18 protein-coding genes and 1 pseudogene are annotated in these 17,550 nt (G+C 65.0%); 10 read left to right on the top strand and 9 right to left on the bottom strand.

The annotated features are described in order from the left end of the window. Positions 1-107: 107 nt before the first annotated feature. The 3 genes from zapE to LB552_RS28075 form a co-directional block, all read right to left on the bottom strand. A complete protein-coding gene (gene zapE, locus LB552_RS28085) occupies positions 108-1,310 on the bottom strand; it encodes a cell division protein ZapE (RefSeq protein ID WP_224611365.1) in 1,203 nt (400 codons plus the stop codon). A 264-nt stretch (positions 1,311-1,574) separates the two neighbouring features. Next, positions 1,575-2,114 (bottom strand): protease inhibitor Inh/omp19 family protein, encoded by a 540-nt coding sequence (locus LB552_RS28080; RefSeq protein WP_224611364.1) that lies wholly within the window; start codon positions 2,112-2,114, stop codon positions 1,575-1,577. Between the two features lie 197 nt (positions 2,115-2,311). Next, the gene (locus LB552_RS28075) at positions 2,312-2,749 is read right to left on the bottom strand and encodes a VOC family protein (protein ID WP_224601857.1); all 438 of its coding nucleotides are present in this window, start codon (positions 2,747-2,749) and stop codon (positions 2,312-2,314) included. 124 nt (positions 2,750-2,873) lie between these two features. Here LB552_RS28075 and LB552_RS28070 point away from each other — a divergent pair, with 124 nt between their 5' ends. From LB552_RS28070 to LB552_RS28035, 8 genes and pseudogenes are all read left to right on the top strand, one after another. After that, complete coding sequence (locus tag LB552_RS28070; protein ID WP_224611363.1) at positions 2,874-3,911, top strand: MBL fold metallo-hydrolase; 1,038 nt, start codon at positions 2,874-2,876, stop codon at positions 3,909-3,911. A gap of 30 nt (positions 3,912-3,941) precedes the next feature. Continuing rightward, complete coding sequence (locus LB552_RS28065) at positions 3,942-4,103, top strand: DUF1328 family protein (protein ID WP_031195454.1); 162 nt, start codon at positions 3,942-3,944, stop codon at positions 4,101-4,103. 195 nt (positions 4,104-4,298) lie between these two features. After that, positions 4,299-5,183, top strand: a complete 885-nt coding sequence (gene dapF / locus LB552_RS28060) for a diaminopimelate epimerase (RefSeq protein WP_140846342.1) — start codon at positions 4,299-4,301, stop codon at positions 5,181-5,183. Beyond that, complete coding sequence (gene mtaB, locus LB552_RS28055) at positions 5,183-6,511, top strand: tRNA (N(6)-L-threonylcarbamoyladenosine(37)-C(2))-methylthiotransferase MtaB (protein WP_224611362.1); 1,329 nt, start codon at positions 5,183-5,185, stop codon at positions 6,509-6,511. Before dapF ends, mtaB begins: the two co-directional genes overlap by 1 nt. 14 nt (positions 6,512-6,525) lie before the next feature. Beyond that, the gene (ftsY, locus tag LB552_RS28050) at positions 6,526-8,151 is read left to right on the top strand and encodes a signal recognition particle-docking protein FtsY (protein WP_224611361.1); all 1,626 of its coding nucleotides are present in this window, start codon (positions 6,526-6,528) and stop codon (positions 8,149-8,151) included. A 62-nt stretch (positions 8,152-8,213) separates the two neighbouring features. Next, positions 8,214-8,870, top strand: coding sequence for a septation protein A (locus LB552_RS28045; RefSeq protein WP_224611359.1), 657 nt, complete (start codon positions 8,214-8,216; stop codon positions 8,868-8,870). Positions 8,871-8,932: 62 nt separating this feature from the next. Beyond that, positions 8,933-9,547 (top strand): annotated as a pseudogene (locus tag LB552_RS28040) (pyridoxamine 5'-phosphate oxidase family protein). Between the two features lie 37 nt (positions 9,548-9,584). After that, entirely contained in the window at positions 9,585-10,118 is a 534-nt protein-coding gene (locus LB552_RS28035) for an NADPH-dependent FMN reductase (RefSeq protein ID WP_224611357.1), read from the top strand. Positions 10,119-10,313: 195 nt separating this feature from the next. Here LB552_RS28035 and LB552_RS28030 read toward each other — a convergent pair whose 3' ends face one another. Both LB552_RS28030 and LB552_RS28025 read right to left on the bottom strand, forming a co-directional pair. After that, a complete protein-coding gene (locus LB552_RS28030) occupies positions 10,314-10,520 on the bottom strand; it encodes a tautomerase family protein (RefSeq protein ID WP_140740220.1) in 207 nt (68 codons plus the stop codon). Positions 10,521-10,548: 28 nt separating this feature from the next. Further along, positions 10,549-11,469: an SMP-30/gluconolactonase/LRE family protein gene (locus tag LB552_RS28025; protein WP_224601841.1), complete on the bottom strand. Its 921-nt coding sequence runs from the start codon at positions 11,467-11,469 to the stop codon at positions 10,549-10,551. Between the two features lie 293 nt (positions 11,470-11,762). Here LB552_RS28025 and LB552_RS28020 point away from each other — a divergent pair, with 293 nt between their 5' ends. Continuing rightward, positions 11,763-11,927, top strand: a complete 165-nt coding sequence (locus LB552_RS28020) for a hypothetical protein (RefSeq protein WP_224532113.1) — start codon at positions 11,763-11,765, stop codon at positions 11,925-11,927. A gap of 207 nt (positions 11,928-12,134) precedes the next feature. Here LB552_RS28020 and LB552_RS28015 read toward each other — a convergent pair whose 3' ends face one another. The 4 genes from LB552_RS28015 to ccmA form a co-directional block, all read right to left on the bottom strand. Continuing rightward, entirely contained in the window at positions 12,135-12,707 is a 573-nt protein-coding gene (locus LB552_RS28015) for a DsbE family thiol:disulfide interchange protein (protein WP_224611355.1), read from the bottom strand. Further along, positions 12,704-12,871, bottom strand: coding sequence for a heme exporter protein CcmD (gene ccmD, locus LB552_RS28010; protein ID WP_140700683.1), 168 nt, complete (start codon positions 12,869-12,871; stop codon positions 12,704-12,706). The genes LB552_RS28015 and ccmD overlap by 4 nt, the downstream gene beginning before the upstream one ends. Positions 12,872-12,988: 117 nt before the next feature. Further along, complete coding sequence (ccmB, locus tag LB552_RS28005) at positions 12,989-13,654, bottom strand: heme exporter protein CcmB (RefSeq protein WP_224611353.1); 666 nt, start codon at positions 13,652-13,654, stop codon at positions 12,989-12,991. 193 nt (positions 13,655-13,847) lie between these two features. Further along, positions 13,848-14,450, bottom strand: coding sequence for a heme ABC exporter ATP-binding protein CcmA (ccmA, locus tag LB552_RS28000; RefSeq protein WP_224611351.1), 603 nt, complete (start codon positions 14,448-14,450; stop codon positions 13,848-13,850). Positions 14,451-14,733: 283 nt separating this feature from the next. Between ccmA and acnA the strand changes: the two genes are divergently transcribed. After that, on the top strand, positions 14,734-17,424 hold the full coding sequence (gene acnA / locus LB552_RS27995; protein WP_224611350.1) for an aconitate hydratase AcnA: 2,691 nt from the start codon (positions 14,734-14,736) through the stop codon (positions 17,422-17,424). Positions 17,425-17,550: the final 126 nt, after the last annotated feature.

Here is a 17,550-nt window from a genome sequence, read left to right as displayed (position 1 = left end):
TCCCATTCTGAACCGCTGCATTCCATGTCCTAAGTCACGGAATGGATTCTAGGGTCTCCGCGACGCTTTGCGTCGCTCCGCCCTAGAATGACGAAGGTAATCCCCTTCTACCCCTTCGCCTGCCTCACCTCTGCAGCCGCCACCTCCTTTTTTCGCCGTTCCGCCCAGCCGTCCAGCCAGTCGCGGCTCTGCATCTCCACAAGGCGCGAGGCTGTACGCTCGAATTCGAACACTTCCGTGCCGCGCTTGGCCGTATAAAGCCGTTCGGGCGGCGCCGCCGCGCTCATCACCAGCCGCATGCGGTGGTCGTAGAGCGTGTCGATCAAAAGGATGAAGCGCTTGGCCTCGTTGCGCTTGCCTTCGCCCAGCACCGGCACATGGTCGATGAAAACGGTCGAGAAGCGGCCGGCGATCGCCAGATAGTCGCGCGCGCCGAGCGGCTTTTCGCAGAGGTCGGCAAAGGAAAAGCGCGCCGCATCGCCGGCGGCGCGCGGCACGACGAGCTGGCGGCCTTTCAGCGTCAGCGTCACCTCGCCGATCGGCTGGCCATGCGTCATCGCCTTCCAGGCCTCGTCGAGCGCGCGCTCGGCCGCGGCGTCGTCCGGCGTGACATAAACCGGCTGGCGGTTGAGCTTTTCCTGGCGGTAGTCCTTCTCGGCATCCAGCGTCATCACCTGTGCATTGCGCTCGAGCAGCGAGATGAACGGCAGGAAGAGCTGGCGGTTCAGCCCGTCGCGATAAAGGTTCTCCGGCGCCACATTGGAGGTGGCGACAAGCACCACGCCGTTGCCGAACAGCGCCGAGAACAGGCGCGACAGGATCATCGCGTCGGCGATGTCGGTGACCGAGAATTCGTCGAAGCACAGCACCCAGGCTTCATCGGCCAGCGCCCGCGCCACCGGCGGGATCGGGTCGTCTTCCTTGACGTCGCCATTCTTGCGCGCCTGCCGGTGCTTGTGGATACGATCCTGCACATCGGCCATGAAGTCGTTGAAATGCACGCGGCGCTTGCGCCGGACCGGCAACAGCTCGAAGAACATGTCCATCAGCATGGTCTTGCCGCGACCGACGCCGCCATGGATGTAGAGGCCCTTGACCGGCTCGCGCGGCTGACGCTTGGCCGCGAACAGCCAGCCCAGTGCGCTCGATTTATGCGCCAGCCTTTTGGCCGAGATCTCGTCTATCAACCGGTCGAGCGCAGCGACGATCCGCTCCTGCGCCGGGTCGCGCTCGGCCGCGCCGCTTTGGACGAGATGCTCGTAGCGCTGCCTGACGGTGGCGTGGGTCTGGATACCGTCGCGCAGGTGCATGGGTCCGGTCTTTTGCATTCTTTTGCGCGGAACGCCTGAGGAAAGGCCAGGGTGTGTTGAGCTTCAGGTCAGGCCGAGTCGAAAATGGCGGGTTCCAAGAACCGGAGCGGAGCGTACTTGAAGTACGTGAGCACCGGTCTACGCCGGCCATAGCCTTAATTCAACTACCACGCCACTCCTAAGTGCTTCGGCCGGCGAAGGCCGGAAGCGCAGGAAACCGGCATTTGCAGGCCGGCCTCACCTGAACATCAGCACACCCTCGCGTTATCTTGTAAGCGAGATAGGTTGCCCGTTGGAAGTCTGGCCGTCGAACTTTTCGCCGCCGGAGGAATAGAGCCTGGCCAGCGTGCCGCCGTTCTCGTCGTAAAGCGTCAGCTGCTTGCCGGCCACATTCCACGACTTGATGCCGTCGATCGGCGCCGGGCAGTGCAGCGGACCGGCGCGGTAGCCGGCGCCGAACTTGGTCTGCGGCGTCGCCACCTTGCAGCTCTGCCCGGAGACATTGACGTTCCAGACGCCGGCGACGCTGGCCGCGGTGAGATCGGTGGCGCCGGCGGGCGCCGTGCCGTCCGGCGGCAGCGACGCGACCTGAGTGTTCTTCGGAGCGGTCGGAAATTGCGACGGATCGGCGGTGCCGGGGGAAGCCGGCGGCGGCAGCTGATTCTGCGTCACCGTGCCGGAGGGTGCCGGGGTCAGCGGTGTCGGCTGCTGGTCGTCCATCGACGAGAAGCGCGAAGTCGAGCAGCCGCTCGCAACGAGCGCGGCCAGCGATACGGCCACAAGGCCAGTCCTTGAAAAATGCATTTACCACCTCCGTCGGATCTGGCCGGGGGGAGCCATCCGCGTAATCTCCGCTTCACCAAGACGGCGAAGGTGGCAGAATTTCAACCCGATATGGTTAAAATAGGGTTTTCGAAATGGCTGTTGCAAATTTATCGCAGCGGAGGGCCACAGTCGGGAAGCCGCCATTGAAAACCTTGTAATCTATTGAAATATCAATATTAAATCCTGGTGCTCGGCACGAACACATAACCATCTGGGCCGACGATGTAGCATTCGCGCAAGCCATGCGGCTTGTCGATCGAGCCGGCCAGCACGATGTGGCCGAGCGCGGCCGCCTTTTTCTCGACCGAGTCCGGATCGGCGCCGTAAAGGCGCAGTTCGATACCGGCCCCGCGAGTCTCGGCGCCTGCGGTGACGCCGATCATCGGATTGTCCAGATAGGAATGATCGGCGTGCAGCATGAAGATCGAGCCCAACAGCTCGATCGCCGCGAAATCCTCGTCGCCATAGATGATCCGGGCGCCAAGCACGTCGCGGCAGAAAGCCTCCATCGCCGTCAGGTCGGTAACCAGCAGGTTGATGCCGACCCCAGGCGGCAGCGAGCGGCCGAAATCCTCCGCCTTCATCCACGGTGTCTTGGTTCGCTTCATTACCATGACGATCACCCCTGTCCGATCCTAGACGAGCCCGGCTTCGGCCATTGGCATTCGGCGGCAAAATGCTTGCGCCAGGCCGGCGCGTCCTTATCTCAGGAGACGACACAAGCGGGCGGGAGACAGAATGGCCGCGAGGAAAGGAACCGCCAACCGCTACTACAGCGGGCCGCCCAGCGATCATTTCGACGGCACCCTGTTCTTCAATCCCGGCGGCAGGCCGCCCGGGAGCTTCACCGATCTCCTCAAATGGCAATTCGGCGGCGGGCGGGCGAAATGGCCGGCTTCGGTTCCGAGCCCGTTTCCCCCGGCGAAGCCGGATAGACGGGTGGAAGGCAGCGCGCTGAGACTCACCATGGTCGGCCATGCTTCGCTTCTCATCCAGACGGCGGGGTTGAATATCCTGACCGACCCGGTCTGGTCGGAGCGCGCCTCGCCTTTCGCCTTCGCCGGGCCGAAGAGGGTCAATGCGCCGGGGATTGCCTTTGCCGACCTGCCGCCGATCGACCTGGTCCTGATCAGCCACAATCACTACGACCATCTCGACCTCGCCACACTGAAGCGGCTGAGGGAGAGACACGACCCGCTGGTGATCGCGCCGCTCGGCAATGACGCCATCATCGGCCGCGCGGCGCCCGGCATGCGGCTCAGCGTGCATGATTGGGGCGACAGGCTCGATGCCGGCACGGCCGCCATCCATGTCGAACCGGCGCATCACTGGTCGGCGCGCGGCGGGCGCGACCGCCGCATGGCGCTGTGGGCGGGCTTCGTCATCGAGACGATGGCCGGCAATATCTATTTCGCCGGCGACACCGGCTTCCATGACGGCATCAACTACCGGCTGATGGGAGAAAAGCATGGCGGCTTCCGCCTCGCCATCCTGCCGATCGGAGCCTATGAGCCGCGCTGGTTCATGGCGCCGCAGCACCAGAATCCGCAGGAGGCCGTTCAGGGCATGAAGCTGTGCAACGCCGCCTTCGCCGCCGGCTGCCACTGGGGCACCTTCCACCTCACCGACGAGCCGGTCGATGAGCCGGCCCGGAAACTGGCCGAGGCTTTGGCCGCCGAAGACCTGCCGCCAGAACGTTTCCGTGCCATGCGACCGGGAGAGCTATGGGACGTGCCGGCCATCTACAAAGGAACCCAAACCGGCCAAACGCGTTGATCGGACGACGCAAACCGCTGGAGCTTCCCCATGATCAGGTGGATCATCATCCTTCTCATCATTGCCGCCGCCGCGAGCCTGCTCGGCATGCCGGCTTTGGCAGGCGCGGCCGCTACCGGCGCGCGCATCCTCATCGGCATCGTGCTGATCATCTTCCTGCTGATCGTGCTCGGCGTCTTCGCGGTAACATAAGCGCGACCACTTGGTCGTCGCTGGCGCGACCACTTGGTCGTCGCTGGCGCGACCGCCAGGTCGTCGCGGCGCGACCGGTCGCTGCGCGGCCTCTTCTTCGTCGTCGCCAGAGCCACGCCGGACTGGTAATTCCCGCCCGTTTCCGCCATATAGCGCCCAAACGGATTGGCCAACGGATTGGAACGACCGGTTTAGATGGCAGGCAGCGCCCCCTTCGCCAAGATGAACGGCATCGGCAACGAGATCATCGTTGCCGACATGCGCGGCCGCGCCGACAAGGTGACGGCGGCGGCCGCGATCGCCCTCAATGGCGACGCGGCGACGAAGTTCGACCAGATCATGGCGATCCACGACGCGAAGACGCCGGGCACGGCCTATTATATCGACATCCTGAACTCCGACGGCACCAGCGCGCAGGCCTGCGGCAACGGCATGCGCTGCGTCGTGCAGGCTTTGGCCGCCGAGACGGGCAACAAGAGCTTCACCTTCGAGACCCGCGCCGGCGTCTTGAACGCGCAGGAGCATGCGGACGGTCTTATCTCGGTCGACATGGGCAAGCCGCGTTTCGGCTGGCAGGAGATCCCGCTGGCGGAAGAATTCCGCGACACCCGCATGATCGAGCTGCAGATCGGCCCGATCGACGCTCCGGTGCTGCATTCGCCCTCGGCGGTGTCGATGGGCAACCCGCACGCGATCTTCTGGGTCGACAACGACGTCTGGTCTTATGAGCTGGACCGCTTCGGCCCGCTGCTTGAGAACCATCCGATCTTCCCCGAGCGCGCCAACATCACCATTGCCCAGGTGACTTCGCCCGAAACGATGATCATCCGTACCTGGGAGCGCGGCGCCGGCCTCACCAAGGCCTGCGGCTCGGCGGCTTGCGCCGCCGCGGTCGCGGCGGCTCGCACCAGGCGCACCGGCCGCAGCGTCTCGCTGCTCGCGCCCGGCGGCGGCGAGCTCAATGTCGAATGGCGCGACGACGATCACGTCATCCTGACAGGTGCCGCCGAATGGGAATTTTCCGGCAGCTTCGATCCCTCGACCGGCGCCTGGGCCCGCGACACCGAAAGCGCCGCCTGATGTCCGCCCTTCAAAAAGGCGTGGTATCCCAAGCCTCCACCACGACAGGTATCGACGTCGTCACCTTCGGCTGCCGCCTCAACACCTATGAATCGGAAGTGATGCGCCGCGAGGCCGAAAGCGCCGGCCTGGGCGAGCTCAATGGCGGCGCCTTCATCTTCAACACCTGCGCCGTCACCGCCGAAGCGGTGCGCCAGGCCAAGCAGGCGATCCGCAAGGCCCGCCGCGAGAACCCTTCGGCCCGCATCATCGTCACCGGCTGCGCGGCGCAGACCGAGCCGCAGAATTTCGCCGCAATGGACGAGGTCGACCTGGTGCTCGGCAATGAGGAGAAGCTCAAGGCCAACTCCTACCGCGCGCTGCCCGATTTCGGCGTCAACGACACCGAGAAGGCGCGCGTCAACGACATTTTTTCGGTGCGCGAGACGGCAAGCCACATGGTCGACGCCATCGAGGGCCGCGCGCGCGCCTTCGTGCAGGTGCAGAATGGCTGCGACCATCGCTGCACCTTCTGCATCATCCCTTACGGCCGCGGCAACTCGCGCTCCGTGCCTATGGGCGCGGTGGTGGAGCAGGTCAAGCGCCTGGCCGGCAACGGCTATGCCGAGATCGTTTTGACCGGCGTCGACATGACCAGCTTCGGCGCCGACCTGCCGGGCACACCAAAGTTGGGAAAGCTGGTGAAGACCATCCTGCGCCAGGTGCCTGACGTGAAGCGGCTAAGATTGTCCTCCATCGATTCCATCGAGGCCGATGACGACCTGCTGGATGCCATCGCCACTGAGCAAAGGCTGATGCCGCATCTGCATCTGTCGCTGCAGTCGGGCGACGACATGATCCTGAAGCGCATGAAGCGCCGGCATTTGCGCGACCAGTCGATCCGCTTCTGCGAGGACGTGCGCAAGCTGCGTCCCGGCATCGTCTTCGGCGCCGACATCATCGCCGGCTTCCCGACCGAGACCGAGGCGATGTTCGAGAATTCGGAGAAAATCGTCGAGGAATGCGGCCTGACGCATCTCCACGTCTTTCCGTTCTCGCCACGCGAAGGCACGCCGGCCGCGCGCATGCCGCAGGTCCGCCGTGAGGTGGTGAAGGCGCGCGCCGCCAGGCTGCGCGCCGCCGGCGAGGCCGCCTATCGCCGTCATTTGTCGTCGCTCTCCGGCACACGGCAATCGATTCTGGTCGAGCGCGACGGGCTCGGCCGCACCGAAGGTTTTACGCTGGCCGCGATCGACGCCGGCGCGCCCGGCGAGATCGTCGATGCCATGGTCGCCGGCCATGACGGCGCCCGGCTGATTGCGGCCCCGCTTGCCGCGCAAGCCGCCTGAGAACTGCGAGACGTATGGCTGGTTTCTTCAAGAAGATATTTTCGTTCGGCAGGAAAGAGGTCGTCGAGGAGCGCGTCGACGAAGCGCTGCCGCCGATCAAGTGGGACGCGCTGGACGCGCTGAAGCCGGAGACTGAGCCTCAATCGGTTCCCGAAGAGCCGAAGCCCGAGCCTGCTCCATCCATCCCGCCGGTGCCAGAGCCCACCATTCCCGCCGAGCCGGAACCGCTGCCGCAGCCTGAGCCGGAAGAAGAGCCGCAGCCGACGCCCGAGAAGCCGGAGCCGCCGGCCCCCGAGGAAGTGCCGCCGGCACAACCCGAGCCTCTACCTGCGCCGACGCCCGAACCTGCTCCGCAGGAAGTGCCCGCACCTGCGCCGACGCAACCTGACATCGAGCCTTCGCGTCCGGAACCGCTGCCTGAGCAGCCACCGGTCGAAGTGCCGACGCCGCCTGCCGAAGTCCCGGTCGAAACGCCAGTGCCCATCGAGGTGCCACCAGCGGCGCCGCCCTCTGTGGAACCGTCCGCCGAAGCCGTAGCGGAAATCGCGCCTCCTATTCGACAGCCCGCGCCCGTCGAGCTGCAGCCGATCCATGCCGAGATCGCACCGGAGCCGGAGACTTTGCCGTCGCCGCCGACACCCGCGCCCTCTGTCGGCAAGGTAACGGTCTCAAAAAAGGTCGAGCAGAAGGCCGAGCCGGTGAAGGCGCCGGAGCCGGCGCCGCGGCGCTCCTGGTTCCAGCGCATGCGCGAAGGGCTTGCCCGCTCCTCGCGCGAGCTCACCGGCAACATCGCCGGCGTCTTCACCAAGCGCAAATTGGACGAAGACACGCTGCAGGACCTGGAGGACGTGCTGATCCGCGCCGATCTTGGCCTGGAAACCGCGCTGCGCGTCACCGATTCGCTTGCCTCCAGCCGCTACGGCCGCGACGTCTCCGACGTCGAAGTCCGCGCCGTGATGGCGGCGGAGGTGGAGAAGGTGCTGGCGCCGGTCGCCAGGCCGCTCGAGCTCGACCTCAGCCACAAGCCGCATGTCGTCCTGGTCGTCGGCGTCAACGGCACCGGCAAGACCACCACCATCGGCAAGCTGGCCGCCAAGCTCACCGATGGCGGCCTCAAGGTGATGCTGGCCGCCGGCGACACGTTCCGCGCCGCCGCGATCGAGCAGCTCAAGATCTGGGGCGAGCGCACGAAATCGCCGGTCGTCGCCTCCAAGCTCGGCGCCGATGCGGCGGGCCTCGCCTATGACGCCTTCGAGAAGGCGAAGGAGGCCGGCTCCGACGTGCTGATCATCGACACGGCCGGGCGCCTGCAGAACAAGACCGAGCTAATGGCCGAGCTGGAGAAGATCGTGCGCGTGCTGGGCAAGCTCGATCCCGAAGCGCCGCACACGGTGCTGCAGACGGTCGATGCCACCACCGGCCAGAACGCGCTGAACCAGGTTGAGATCTTCCGCAACGTCGCCGGCGTCAACGGCCTGGTGATGACCAAGCTGGACGGCACGGCGCGCGGCGGTATTCTGGTGGCGATCGCCGCCAAGCACCGGCTGCCGGTCTATTTCATCGGCGTCGGCGAGCAGGTCGACGACCTTGAACCGTTTTCCGCCAGCGAATTCGCGAGAGCCATCGCCGGCGTGGCTTGAACAAGGCGCGATCTTGCAAGGCCGCCTGCTTTTCGGCCAGATCGTGCGCAAGAAGGACTTTTATGAACATCATCGAACGCGACCCGTCCGATCCACGCCGCAAGCCGATCAACCCCGGCTTGAAGTTCCTGCTCGAGCTTGGCCCTGGCCTGGTGTTCTTCTTCACCACCATTCGCGGCGAGTGGCTGGCTGAGAAATTCCCGGTGCTTGCCCATCTCGGCGAGCCGATCCTGATCGCCACCGCCTTCTTCATGGTGGCGACCGCGCTTTCGCTCGGCGCCTCCTGGCTGCTGACGCGCAGCCTGCCGCTGATGCCGCTGGTCTCGGCGATCGTCGTCTTCGTCTTCGGCGCGCTGGCGCTTTACCTGCAGGACAAGACCTTCGCCTTCATGAAGCCGACGATCATCAATTCGCTGTTCGGCGTCACGTTGCTCGGCGGGCTGCTGTTCGGCCGCTCGCTGCTCGGCTACGTCTTCGATTCCGCCTTCCAGCTCGATGCCGAAGGCTGGCGCAAGCTGACCTTCCGCTGGGGGCTGTTCTTCCTGTTCCTCGCCGTGCTCAATGAGGTCGTGTGGCGCAACTTTTCCGAGGCGACCTGGCTTTATTTCAAGGTCTGGGGCACGATCCCGATCACCTTGCTGTTCACCTTCAGCCAGATGCCGCTGATCATGCGCCACTCGCTGGAGGAAAAAGCCAAGGAAGAGAAGGCCGGGAATTAAAGCAATTCCAGGAAAAGAGTGCAGCGGTTTCCGTCCGGAATTGCGCCAGAATGAGGGGCAGCATGGAATTCCTCACCACGCATGACGAGCTGAGGACGATCTACAAGACGCCCCGGCCGACCGACGGCTCTATCCGCAAGGAGCTCAAAGTCCTCGACGGCCATTGCCGATCCTTCATCGGCAAGAGCCCCTTCGTGCTGATCGGCTCCTCCGACGGCGCCGGCAATGCCGACGTGACGCCGAAAGGCGACAAGCCCGGCTTCACCGCCATCCTCGACAACGCCACCATCGCATTCCCGACCGTCCAGGCAACAACCGGCTGGACACGCTGGAAAACATCATCCGCAACCCATCGGTCGGACTGCTCTTCCTCATTCCCGGCATGAACGAGACGCTACGCGTCAATGGCGATGCCCGCATCACTGTCGACCCCACCTTGCGCGAACGGCTGGCCGTCGACGGCAAGGAGCCGCAGAGCGTGATCCTGGTGACGGTCAAGGCCGCCTATATGCACTGCGCCAAGGCCTTTATGCGCTCCGATTTGTGGAAGCCGGAGACCTGGTATGACCGCGCGACCCTGCCGACGCTCGGCCAGATCATCCGCGACCAGCTGGCACTCAGCGAAAGCGCCGGTCGACCGCGAGCTGGACCACGATTACCGCCAGACCATGTGGTAGGCTTGCCGGACGACTCAACCCTTTGTCCGGCTCTCCCTTGATCGAGATCATCGCCATATCGGGCAGCCTGCGCGCCGCCTCGACCAACTCGACCCTGGTCACGGCGCTGGCCGCCAACGCGCCCGCGGGCGGCCGTGTCCAGGTCTATGATGGCCTCGGCCGGCTGCCGATCTTCAACCCCGACGACGAGGGCGAGCGCATGCCGCCCGAAGCGGCTAAGTTGATCGAGATGATCACCCGCGCCGACGGCGTCATCGTCTCCTGCCCGGAATACGCGCATGGCGTGCCCGGCGGCATGAAGAACGCGCTCGACTGGCTGGTCTCGCGCGACGCGGCGGTTGGCAAGCCGGCAATGCTGGTCCATGCCTCGCCCCGTTCGCTCTATGCGCGGGCAGCGCTTGCCGAGGTCATGCGGACGATGTCCTTCGCGATGTACGAGGAGACGGCGCTGGAGATCGCGCTGCTGGGCAAGAAGCCGGCGGAGGTGGAGGCGATCCTCAGCGAGGATGCGAACCGGGAGGCGATGCGTGGTGCGGTGCGGGATTTTGTGGAATTTATACGCGGGCGGTGAGTGGCGCCGCTTTCCCTTCTCCCCTTGTGGGAGAAGGTGGATCGGCGCGCAGCGCCGCGACGGATGAGGGGTGTTCCAGCGGAGTGAGACGACGGCGACCTCGTCGCTGGACAAACGGCGTCTCCCAGCTGGAACACCCCTCATCCGACCTCGCTTCGCGAGGCCACCTTCTCCCACAAGGGGAGAAGGAGGAACCTACCCCTTCCTCCGCGTCTCGACATCGGTCTTGCCGACATACCAGTCGCGGGCGTTGACCTCCTCGAACACCACCCAGACGTCGTCGTTGCCGAGCCCGGTGGCGTCCATGATGGCCGCAGTCACCTTCCTGGCGATGTCAGCCTTCTTGCCGGCCGGATCGGCGGCGATCACTTCCTTGACGATGCGGATGTTGACGAACGGCATTTTTCTCTCCCGCTGATATGCCTCGCTGTCAGTACGTCTTGGCCCCGTTCACCATGAGCCGCACCATGTAGAGCGAGGTGGTGCCGGCGATGTAGAGGCAGTTGAGTTTGTTGCCGCCGAACACGCAGTTGGCGGTCACTTCCGGCACCTTCACCTTGCCGATCAGCGTGCCGTCGGGGTCGTAGCAATGGATGCCGTCGGCGGCACTTGTCCAGATGCGTCCGTCCGCATCGAGCCTGAACCCGTCGAACAGGCCGGCGGTGCAGTCGGCGAACACCTTGCCGCCGGAAACCTTCTTGCCGTGCTTGCCGACATTGAAGACGCGCATATGCGCCGGATTCTTCTCGCCATGCGTGCGGCCGGTGTCGACGACATAGAGCAGGCTTTCGTCGAGCGAGAAGGCGAGCCCGTTGGGCCGCACCATGTCGGTGATGACCGCCTCGACATCGCCGGTCTCGGGATCGACGCGATAGACATTGCAGGCGCCGATCTCGCTTTCGGCCTTGTCGCCCTCATAGTCGGTGTCGATGCCGTAGCTCGGATCGGTGAACCAGATCGAGCCGTCGGAGCGCACCACCACGTCGTTGGGCGAGTTCAGCCGCTTGCCTTTCCATTTGTCGGCGATGGTAGTGACCGAGCCGTCGAACTCCGTCCGGCTGACGCGGCGGCCGGAATGCTCGCAGGTCACCAGCCGGCCCTGCCGGTCGACCGTGTTGCCGTTGGAATTGCCGGACGGCTGGCGAAACACGCTGACGCTCCCGTCGGTCTCGTCATAGCGCAACATGCGGTTGTTCGGGATGTCGGACCAGACGACATAGCGGCCGGCGGCGAACCAGGCAGGTCCTTCCGCCCAGCGGCAGCCGGTGAACAACTTCTCCACCTGTGCGTTGCCGTTGAACAGGCGCGCGAAGCGCGGATCGAGAACTTCGTAATAGTCTGCGGCCGCCATCAATTTCCTCCCGGCATTCACGTGACGGGCGGATCAAGCCAGCCCGAAGGCGATCTGGCAAGGCGGCAGTCTGCAATTTGTATGACAAAACGGATGAGAACTGCGTGAAGCGGACCGGTCTCGTATGCCACGCCGGACGCATGGCCCGTTAGCTTGCGGTTAACCGGCTATGCGCTGGTTGCAATGGTGCATTGCAACATCTTTCTTTTGCAGCGCACCATTCCTATGTCATGCTCGCAATCGTCAGGGAGGAACAACCGGCCGCGCCAATGCGGCATGAAAGGAACCCTGTCATGTTCGACAATCTTGTCTCCCGCGCCCGCGCCAGCATCGCCAAGCGCCGTCACTACAACCGCCTTGTCGCCGAAATCGAGAACCTGTCCAGCCGCGATCTCGCCGATCTGCGCGCCGACCGTTCGGAAATGCTCTACCAGATCCACAAGCAGATCTACGGCTGAGCTTCGACGCTTTCGTCATCCTCGGGCTTGACCCGAGGATCCATGCCGTGACCTTCGAGCGCCGCAGCGGTGCAGGCACGCGCGCCCACAAGCGCCAGTTCTTGACCGCGGGGTTCTACGATCAACGTAACGGAATGGATTCTAGGGTCTGCGCTGCGTCGCTTCGCTCCTTGCTTCGCCCTAGAATGACGAGGGACGGGAGGCGCCTCAGCCCGGCGCCGACAGCGCTTTCTCGATCTGCGGCAACAGCAGGTCCCGCGCAGACTCCGGCGTCAGCGGCCCGACATGCTTGTAGGCAATCTTGCCGTCCTTGCCGATGACGAAGGTCTCCGGCACGCCGTAGACGCCCCAGTCGATCGCCGCGCGCCCAGCTGGATCGACGCCGATCGCCTGATACGGATTGCCGAGCTCGCCAAGGAAGCGGCGGGCGTTTTCCGGCTGGTCCTTGTAGTTCAGCGCGGCGAGCGTGAAGCGCTTGTCCTGCGACAGGCCGAGCAGCACCGGATGCTCCTCGCGGCACGGCGCGCACCAGGACGCGAACACGTTGACCAGCGTCACCTTGCCGGCAAAGTCTTTTGACGCGAGTCCCGGCAGGCTCGTCCCTTCGAGCGGCGGCAAGTCGGTCCGTGGCGCCGGCAGGCCGATCAGCGCCGAGGGGATTTCCGAGGTGTCGCGGCCCGAGAGAAGTTGCGACAGGAACAGCCCCGCCAACCCCAGGAACACCAAGAGCGGCAGAAGCACGAACAGGCGGCGGCGCGGCGCTTCGGTTTCGAGGCTCATGGCTTGACGGCCTTGTCGGAACGCCGCCGCACCCCGGCCGCTTCCAGCGCCGCAAGCTCACGCCTGCGCGCCCGCTGGTCGAGCAGGATCCAGCCGATCAGCCCGGCGAGCACGACGGCGGTGATGGCATAGGCGGCGGTGACGAACAGGGCGTGCGCGCTCATAGCGATCGCTCCCTGTTCGTAGCCATGTCAACCGTTCCGATCATGTCTTTCCATAACCCCGCGTCGGCCGGTCCGCAATTTGCCGCGGTGCCGCAGTGAGGCAACGTCTTCGTCGCCTCAATCCGTCCCGTGCCGCAACGCCAGCGCTGCCGCCAGTGGACCGAGCACCGCAAGAAACAGCGTCAGCGCGGCAAGAATGAGGAAAGGCTGCAGGAACGGCGCCGGATCGGCCACCGCGCCATAGCTTGCCGAAACGCCGAAGATCAGCACCGGAATGGTCAAAGGCAGCACCAGCACCGAAATAAGCAATCCGCCGCGCGGCAGCGCCACCGCCACCGCGGCGCCCGCCGCGCCGATGAAGGTGATGGCCGGCGTACCGACGAGAAGCGTGAGCGCCGTGGCGCCGATGCCCAGCGGCGCCATATTCATGAACAGGCCGAGCAGAGGTGCCGCGACCACCAGCGGCAGCACGCTGCCCGTCCAGTGCGCCAGGCATTTCGTCAGCACCGTCAGCGCCAGCATGTGGCGGTCGTTGTTCAGCACCAGGAGATCCAGCGAGCCGTCTTCGCGGTCGGCCTGGAACAGCCGGTCGAGCCCGAGCAGGCAGGCAAGCAGCGCAGCGATCCACAGGATGGCCGGGCCGATGCGGGCGAGCAGATTGAGATCGGGCCCGACGCCGAACGGGATGGTGACGATCACGGCGAGGAAGAAGATGACGCCGATCAGTGCCCCGCCGCCGACGCGGATGGAAAGGCGCATGTCGCGGAGGAAGAGGGCTAGCATGATTTGAGATGCCCGCGCCCAGGCCCCCCTCTCTGGCCTGCCGGCCATCTCCCCCTCAAGGGGGGAGATTGGATGTCGCCTCGGCTTTCGCCAATCTCCAGCGTAGCAAGGCAAATGGGGCGCCTGAGCTGCTGATCTCCCCCCTTGAGGGGGAGATGCCCGGCAGGGCAGAGGGGGGTGCCTCGCGCCGACATCAATCGCCCATCCTCAACACCTTCGCCCCTTCCAGCCCCAGCGGCAGATGCGTCGCCGCAACCACGATCCCTCCATCCGCCAGATGGCCCCGCATCAGCCCCGCGAACCGCTTCTCCGAGGCCTTGTCCAACCCCGCCGTCGGCTCGTCGAGCAGCCAGACCGGCCGCCGGCTCACCAAAAGCTTGGCGATCGACGCGCGTCGCCTCTGCCCCGTCGACAGATAGCCGAAGGGCAGATGCCCGAGACCGCCGAGCGCCACCGTCTCCAGCGCCTCTTCGACGTCCAGCCCCGGCTCGCCCTGGAAGGCGCGCCAGAAGCCGAGATTCTCCTCGACGCTGAGCGCCGTCTTCATTGCGTTGAGGTGGCCGAGATAGTGCGAGGCCGAGGCGACCGTCGGGAAAGCCTCGCCGCCGCCCTCGACAAGCACCTTGCCTCCGGCGGCCGGCAGCAGCCCGGCGACGATTCTCAGCAGCGTCGATTTGCCCGCGCCGTTCGGCCCGGTGACGATGAGCGCCTCGCCCTTTTCCAGCGCGAAGCTGATGGTGGAGAAAACCGTCTCGCCGCCGCGCTCGCCGCCCAGATTTTCGGCGATCAGCCGCATTCTTGCCCGTCCCGAAAGCACCGTTTCGCGGCGCTCGCCGCCTCACGCAAATTCGTCTTTCGACTGTCTAGAACTATTCCGGGAAATTCTCTATATGCGGTTCATCCGTGCCAGCGGTCGGCGCGGGATCAGAATTAGCGCCGAACCAGCGCACGCGCCGCCTTGAACGGCTCGGGTTGCTTGGGAGCGGACAGCGGAAATGGCCGTACCCGCACCTTTGCGCGTGATTGCATGCCAACGGCGTCCGTTCCCTTTCAGGCTGAACAGACAAGGACGGATCGCCGTGACGAAATCCCTCGACAGTTTCAATTGCCGCCGCACCCTGACCGCAGGTGGCGCGGACTATGTTTATTTCGACCTCGTTGAGGCCGAGAAGAACGGCCTCACCGGCATCGCCCGGCTGCCTTATTCGATGAAGGTGCTGCTGGAGAATCTGCTGCGCAACGAGGATGGCCGCTCGGTCACCAGGGAATCGATCCAGGCGGTCGCCGCCTGGCTGACCGACAAGGGCACCGCCGGCGTCGAGATCGCCTATCGCCCGGCCCGCGTGCTGATGCAGGATTTCACCGGCGTTCCGGCCGTCGTCGACCTCGCCGCCATGCGCGACGGCATCAAGGCGCTCGGCGGCGACCCGGAAAAGATCAATCCGCTGGTGCCGGTCGATCTCGTCATCGACCACTCCGTCATCGTCGACGAGTTCGGCACGCCGATGGCCTTCGCCCGCAATGTCGAGCTCGAATATGAGCGCAACGAAGAGCGTTACAAGTTCCTGAAATGGGGCCAGCAGGCCTTCCGCAACTTCCGCGTCGTGCCGCCCGGCACCGGCATCTGCCACCAGGTCAACCTCGAATATCTCGGACAGGTGGTGTGGACCAATTCGGAGGACGGCGAAACCGTCGCCTATCCCGACACCTGCGTCGGCACCGATTCGCACACCACCATGATCAACGGTCTCGGCGTGTTGGGCTGGGGCGTCGGCGGCATCGAGGCCGAGGCCGCGATGCTCGGCCAGCCGGTCTCCATGCTTTTGCCCGAGGTCATCGGCTTCCGCCTCACCGGCAGGCTCAAGGAAGGCGTCACCGCCACCGACCTGGTGCTCACCGTCACCCAGATGCTGCGCAAGAAGGGTGTCGTCGGCAAGTTCGTCGAGTTCTTCGGCCCCGGCCTCTCCAACATGACGCTGGCAGACCGGGCCACCATCGGCAACATGGCGCCGGAATATGGCGCCACCTGCGGCTTCTTCCCGGTGGACTCCGAAACCATTCGCTACCTGACCATGTCCGGCCGCGAGGAAAACCGCATCGCGCTGGTCGAGGCCTATTCGAAAGCGCAAGGCATGTGGCGCGACGCCGGCTCGGCCGACCCGGTGTTCACCGATCTGCTCGAGCTCGACCTCGGCGATGTGGTGCCGTCGATGGCCGGCCCGAAGCGTCCCGAGGGCCGCGTCGCCCTGCAGGACATCCCTGCCGGCTTCGCCAAAGCGATGGAGACCGAATACAAGAAGGCCGCCGAGATCTCGAAGCGCTACGCCGTCGAGGGCACCGATCACGATCTCGGCCATGGCGACGTCGTTATCGCCGCCATCACCTCCTGCACCAACACCTCGAACCCGAGTGTGCTGATCGGCGCCGGCCTCTTGGCCCGCAACGCCAACCGGCGCGGCCTGAAGCAGAAGCCGTGGGTGAAAACCTCGCTCGCCCCGGGCAGCCAGGTGGTGGCGGAATATCTCGAAAAGTCCGGCCTGCAGAAGGAGCTCGATCAGATCGGCTTCAATCTGGTCGGCTTCGGCTGCACCACCTGCATCGGCAATTCCGGCCCGCTGCCGGCACCGATCTCGAAGACCATCAACGACAAGGGCCTGATCGCCGCCGCGGTCTTGTCCGGCAACCGCAACTTCGAAGGCCGCGTCTCGCCGGACGTGCAGGCGAACTACCTCGCCTCGCCGCCGCTGGTCGTGGCGCATGCGCTGGCCGGCACGGTGACCAGGGACCTGACGACCGAGCCGCTCGGCGAGGGCAGCGACGGCAAGCCGGTCTATCTCAAGGACATCTGGCCGACCTCGACCGAGATCCAGGAGTTCATCGAGAAGAACGTCACCCGCGAGCTGTTCGCTCGCAAATATGCCGACGTCTTCAAGGGCGACGCCTATTGGCAGAAGGTCAAGGTGCCGGAAGGCCAGACTTACGCCTGGGACGACCGTTCGACCTATGTGCAGAACCCGCCCTATTTCGCCGGCATGGGCCGCGCCTTCGGCAAGATCGGCGACATCAAGGGCGCGCGCGTGCTCGGTCTCTTCGGCGACAAGATCACCACCGACCACATCTCGCCGGCCGGTTCGATCAAGGCCGCTTCGCCGGCCGGCAAGTATCTCACCGAGCATGGCGTCGGCGTCGCCGACTTCAACCAGTACGGCACGCGGCGCGGCAACCATGAGGTGATGATGCGCGGCACCTTCGCCAACATCCGCATCCGCAACCACATGCTGGGCGAGAACGGCCGCGAAGGCGGCTACACGATCCACTATCCTTCGAAGGAGGAGATGTCGATCTACGACGCCGCCATGGAATACAAGCAGGAAGGCGTGCCGCTGGTGATCTTCGCCGGCGTCGAGTACGGCAACGGCTCCTCGCGCGACTGGGCGGCCAAGGGAACGAATCTCCTTGGCGTCCGCGCGGTCATCGCCCAGTCCTTCGAGCGCATCCACCGATCCAACCTGGTCGGCATGGGCGTCATCCCCTTTGTCTTCGAGGACGGCACCTCATGGGCCTCGCTCAATTTGAAGGGCGACGAGCTGGTCGAGATCGACGGCCTGGACACGATCAAGCCGCGCCAGAAGATGGTCGCCAAGGTGACCTTCGGCGACGGCACGGTGAAGAACGTGCCGATCGTCTGCCGCATCGATACGCTGGACGAGCTCGACTACTTCAAGAATGGCGGCATCTTGCAGTACGTGCTGCGAGATCTCGCTGCTTAACAGCAGCAAGGGAGTAGGGCTTAGGCAGTAGGCAGTAGGAAACAGGACACCTACTGCCTACTGCCTACTGCCTACTGCCTACTGCCTACTGCCTACTGCCTACTGCCTACTGCCTACTGCCTACTG

The organism is Mesorhizobium sp. CA7, from assembly GCF_020165015.1.
Taxonomy (GTDB): Bacteria; Pseudomonadota; Alphaproteobacteria; order Rhizobiales; family Rhizobiaceae; genus Mesorhizobium.
Note: the sequence above shows the minus strand (reverse complement) of the source record. Positions and strands in the feature narration are given on the sequence as shown.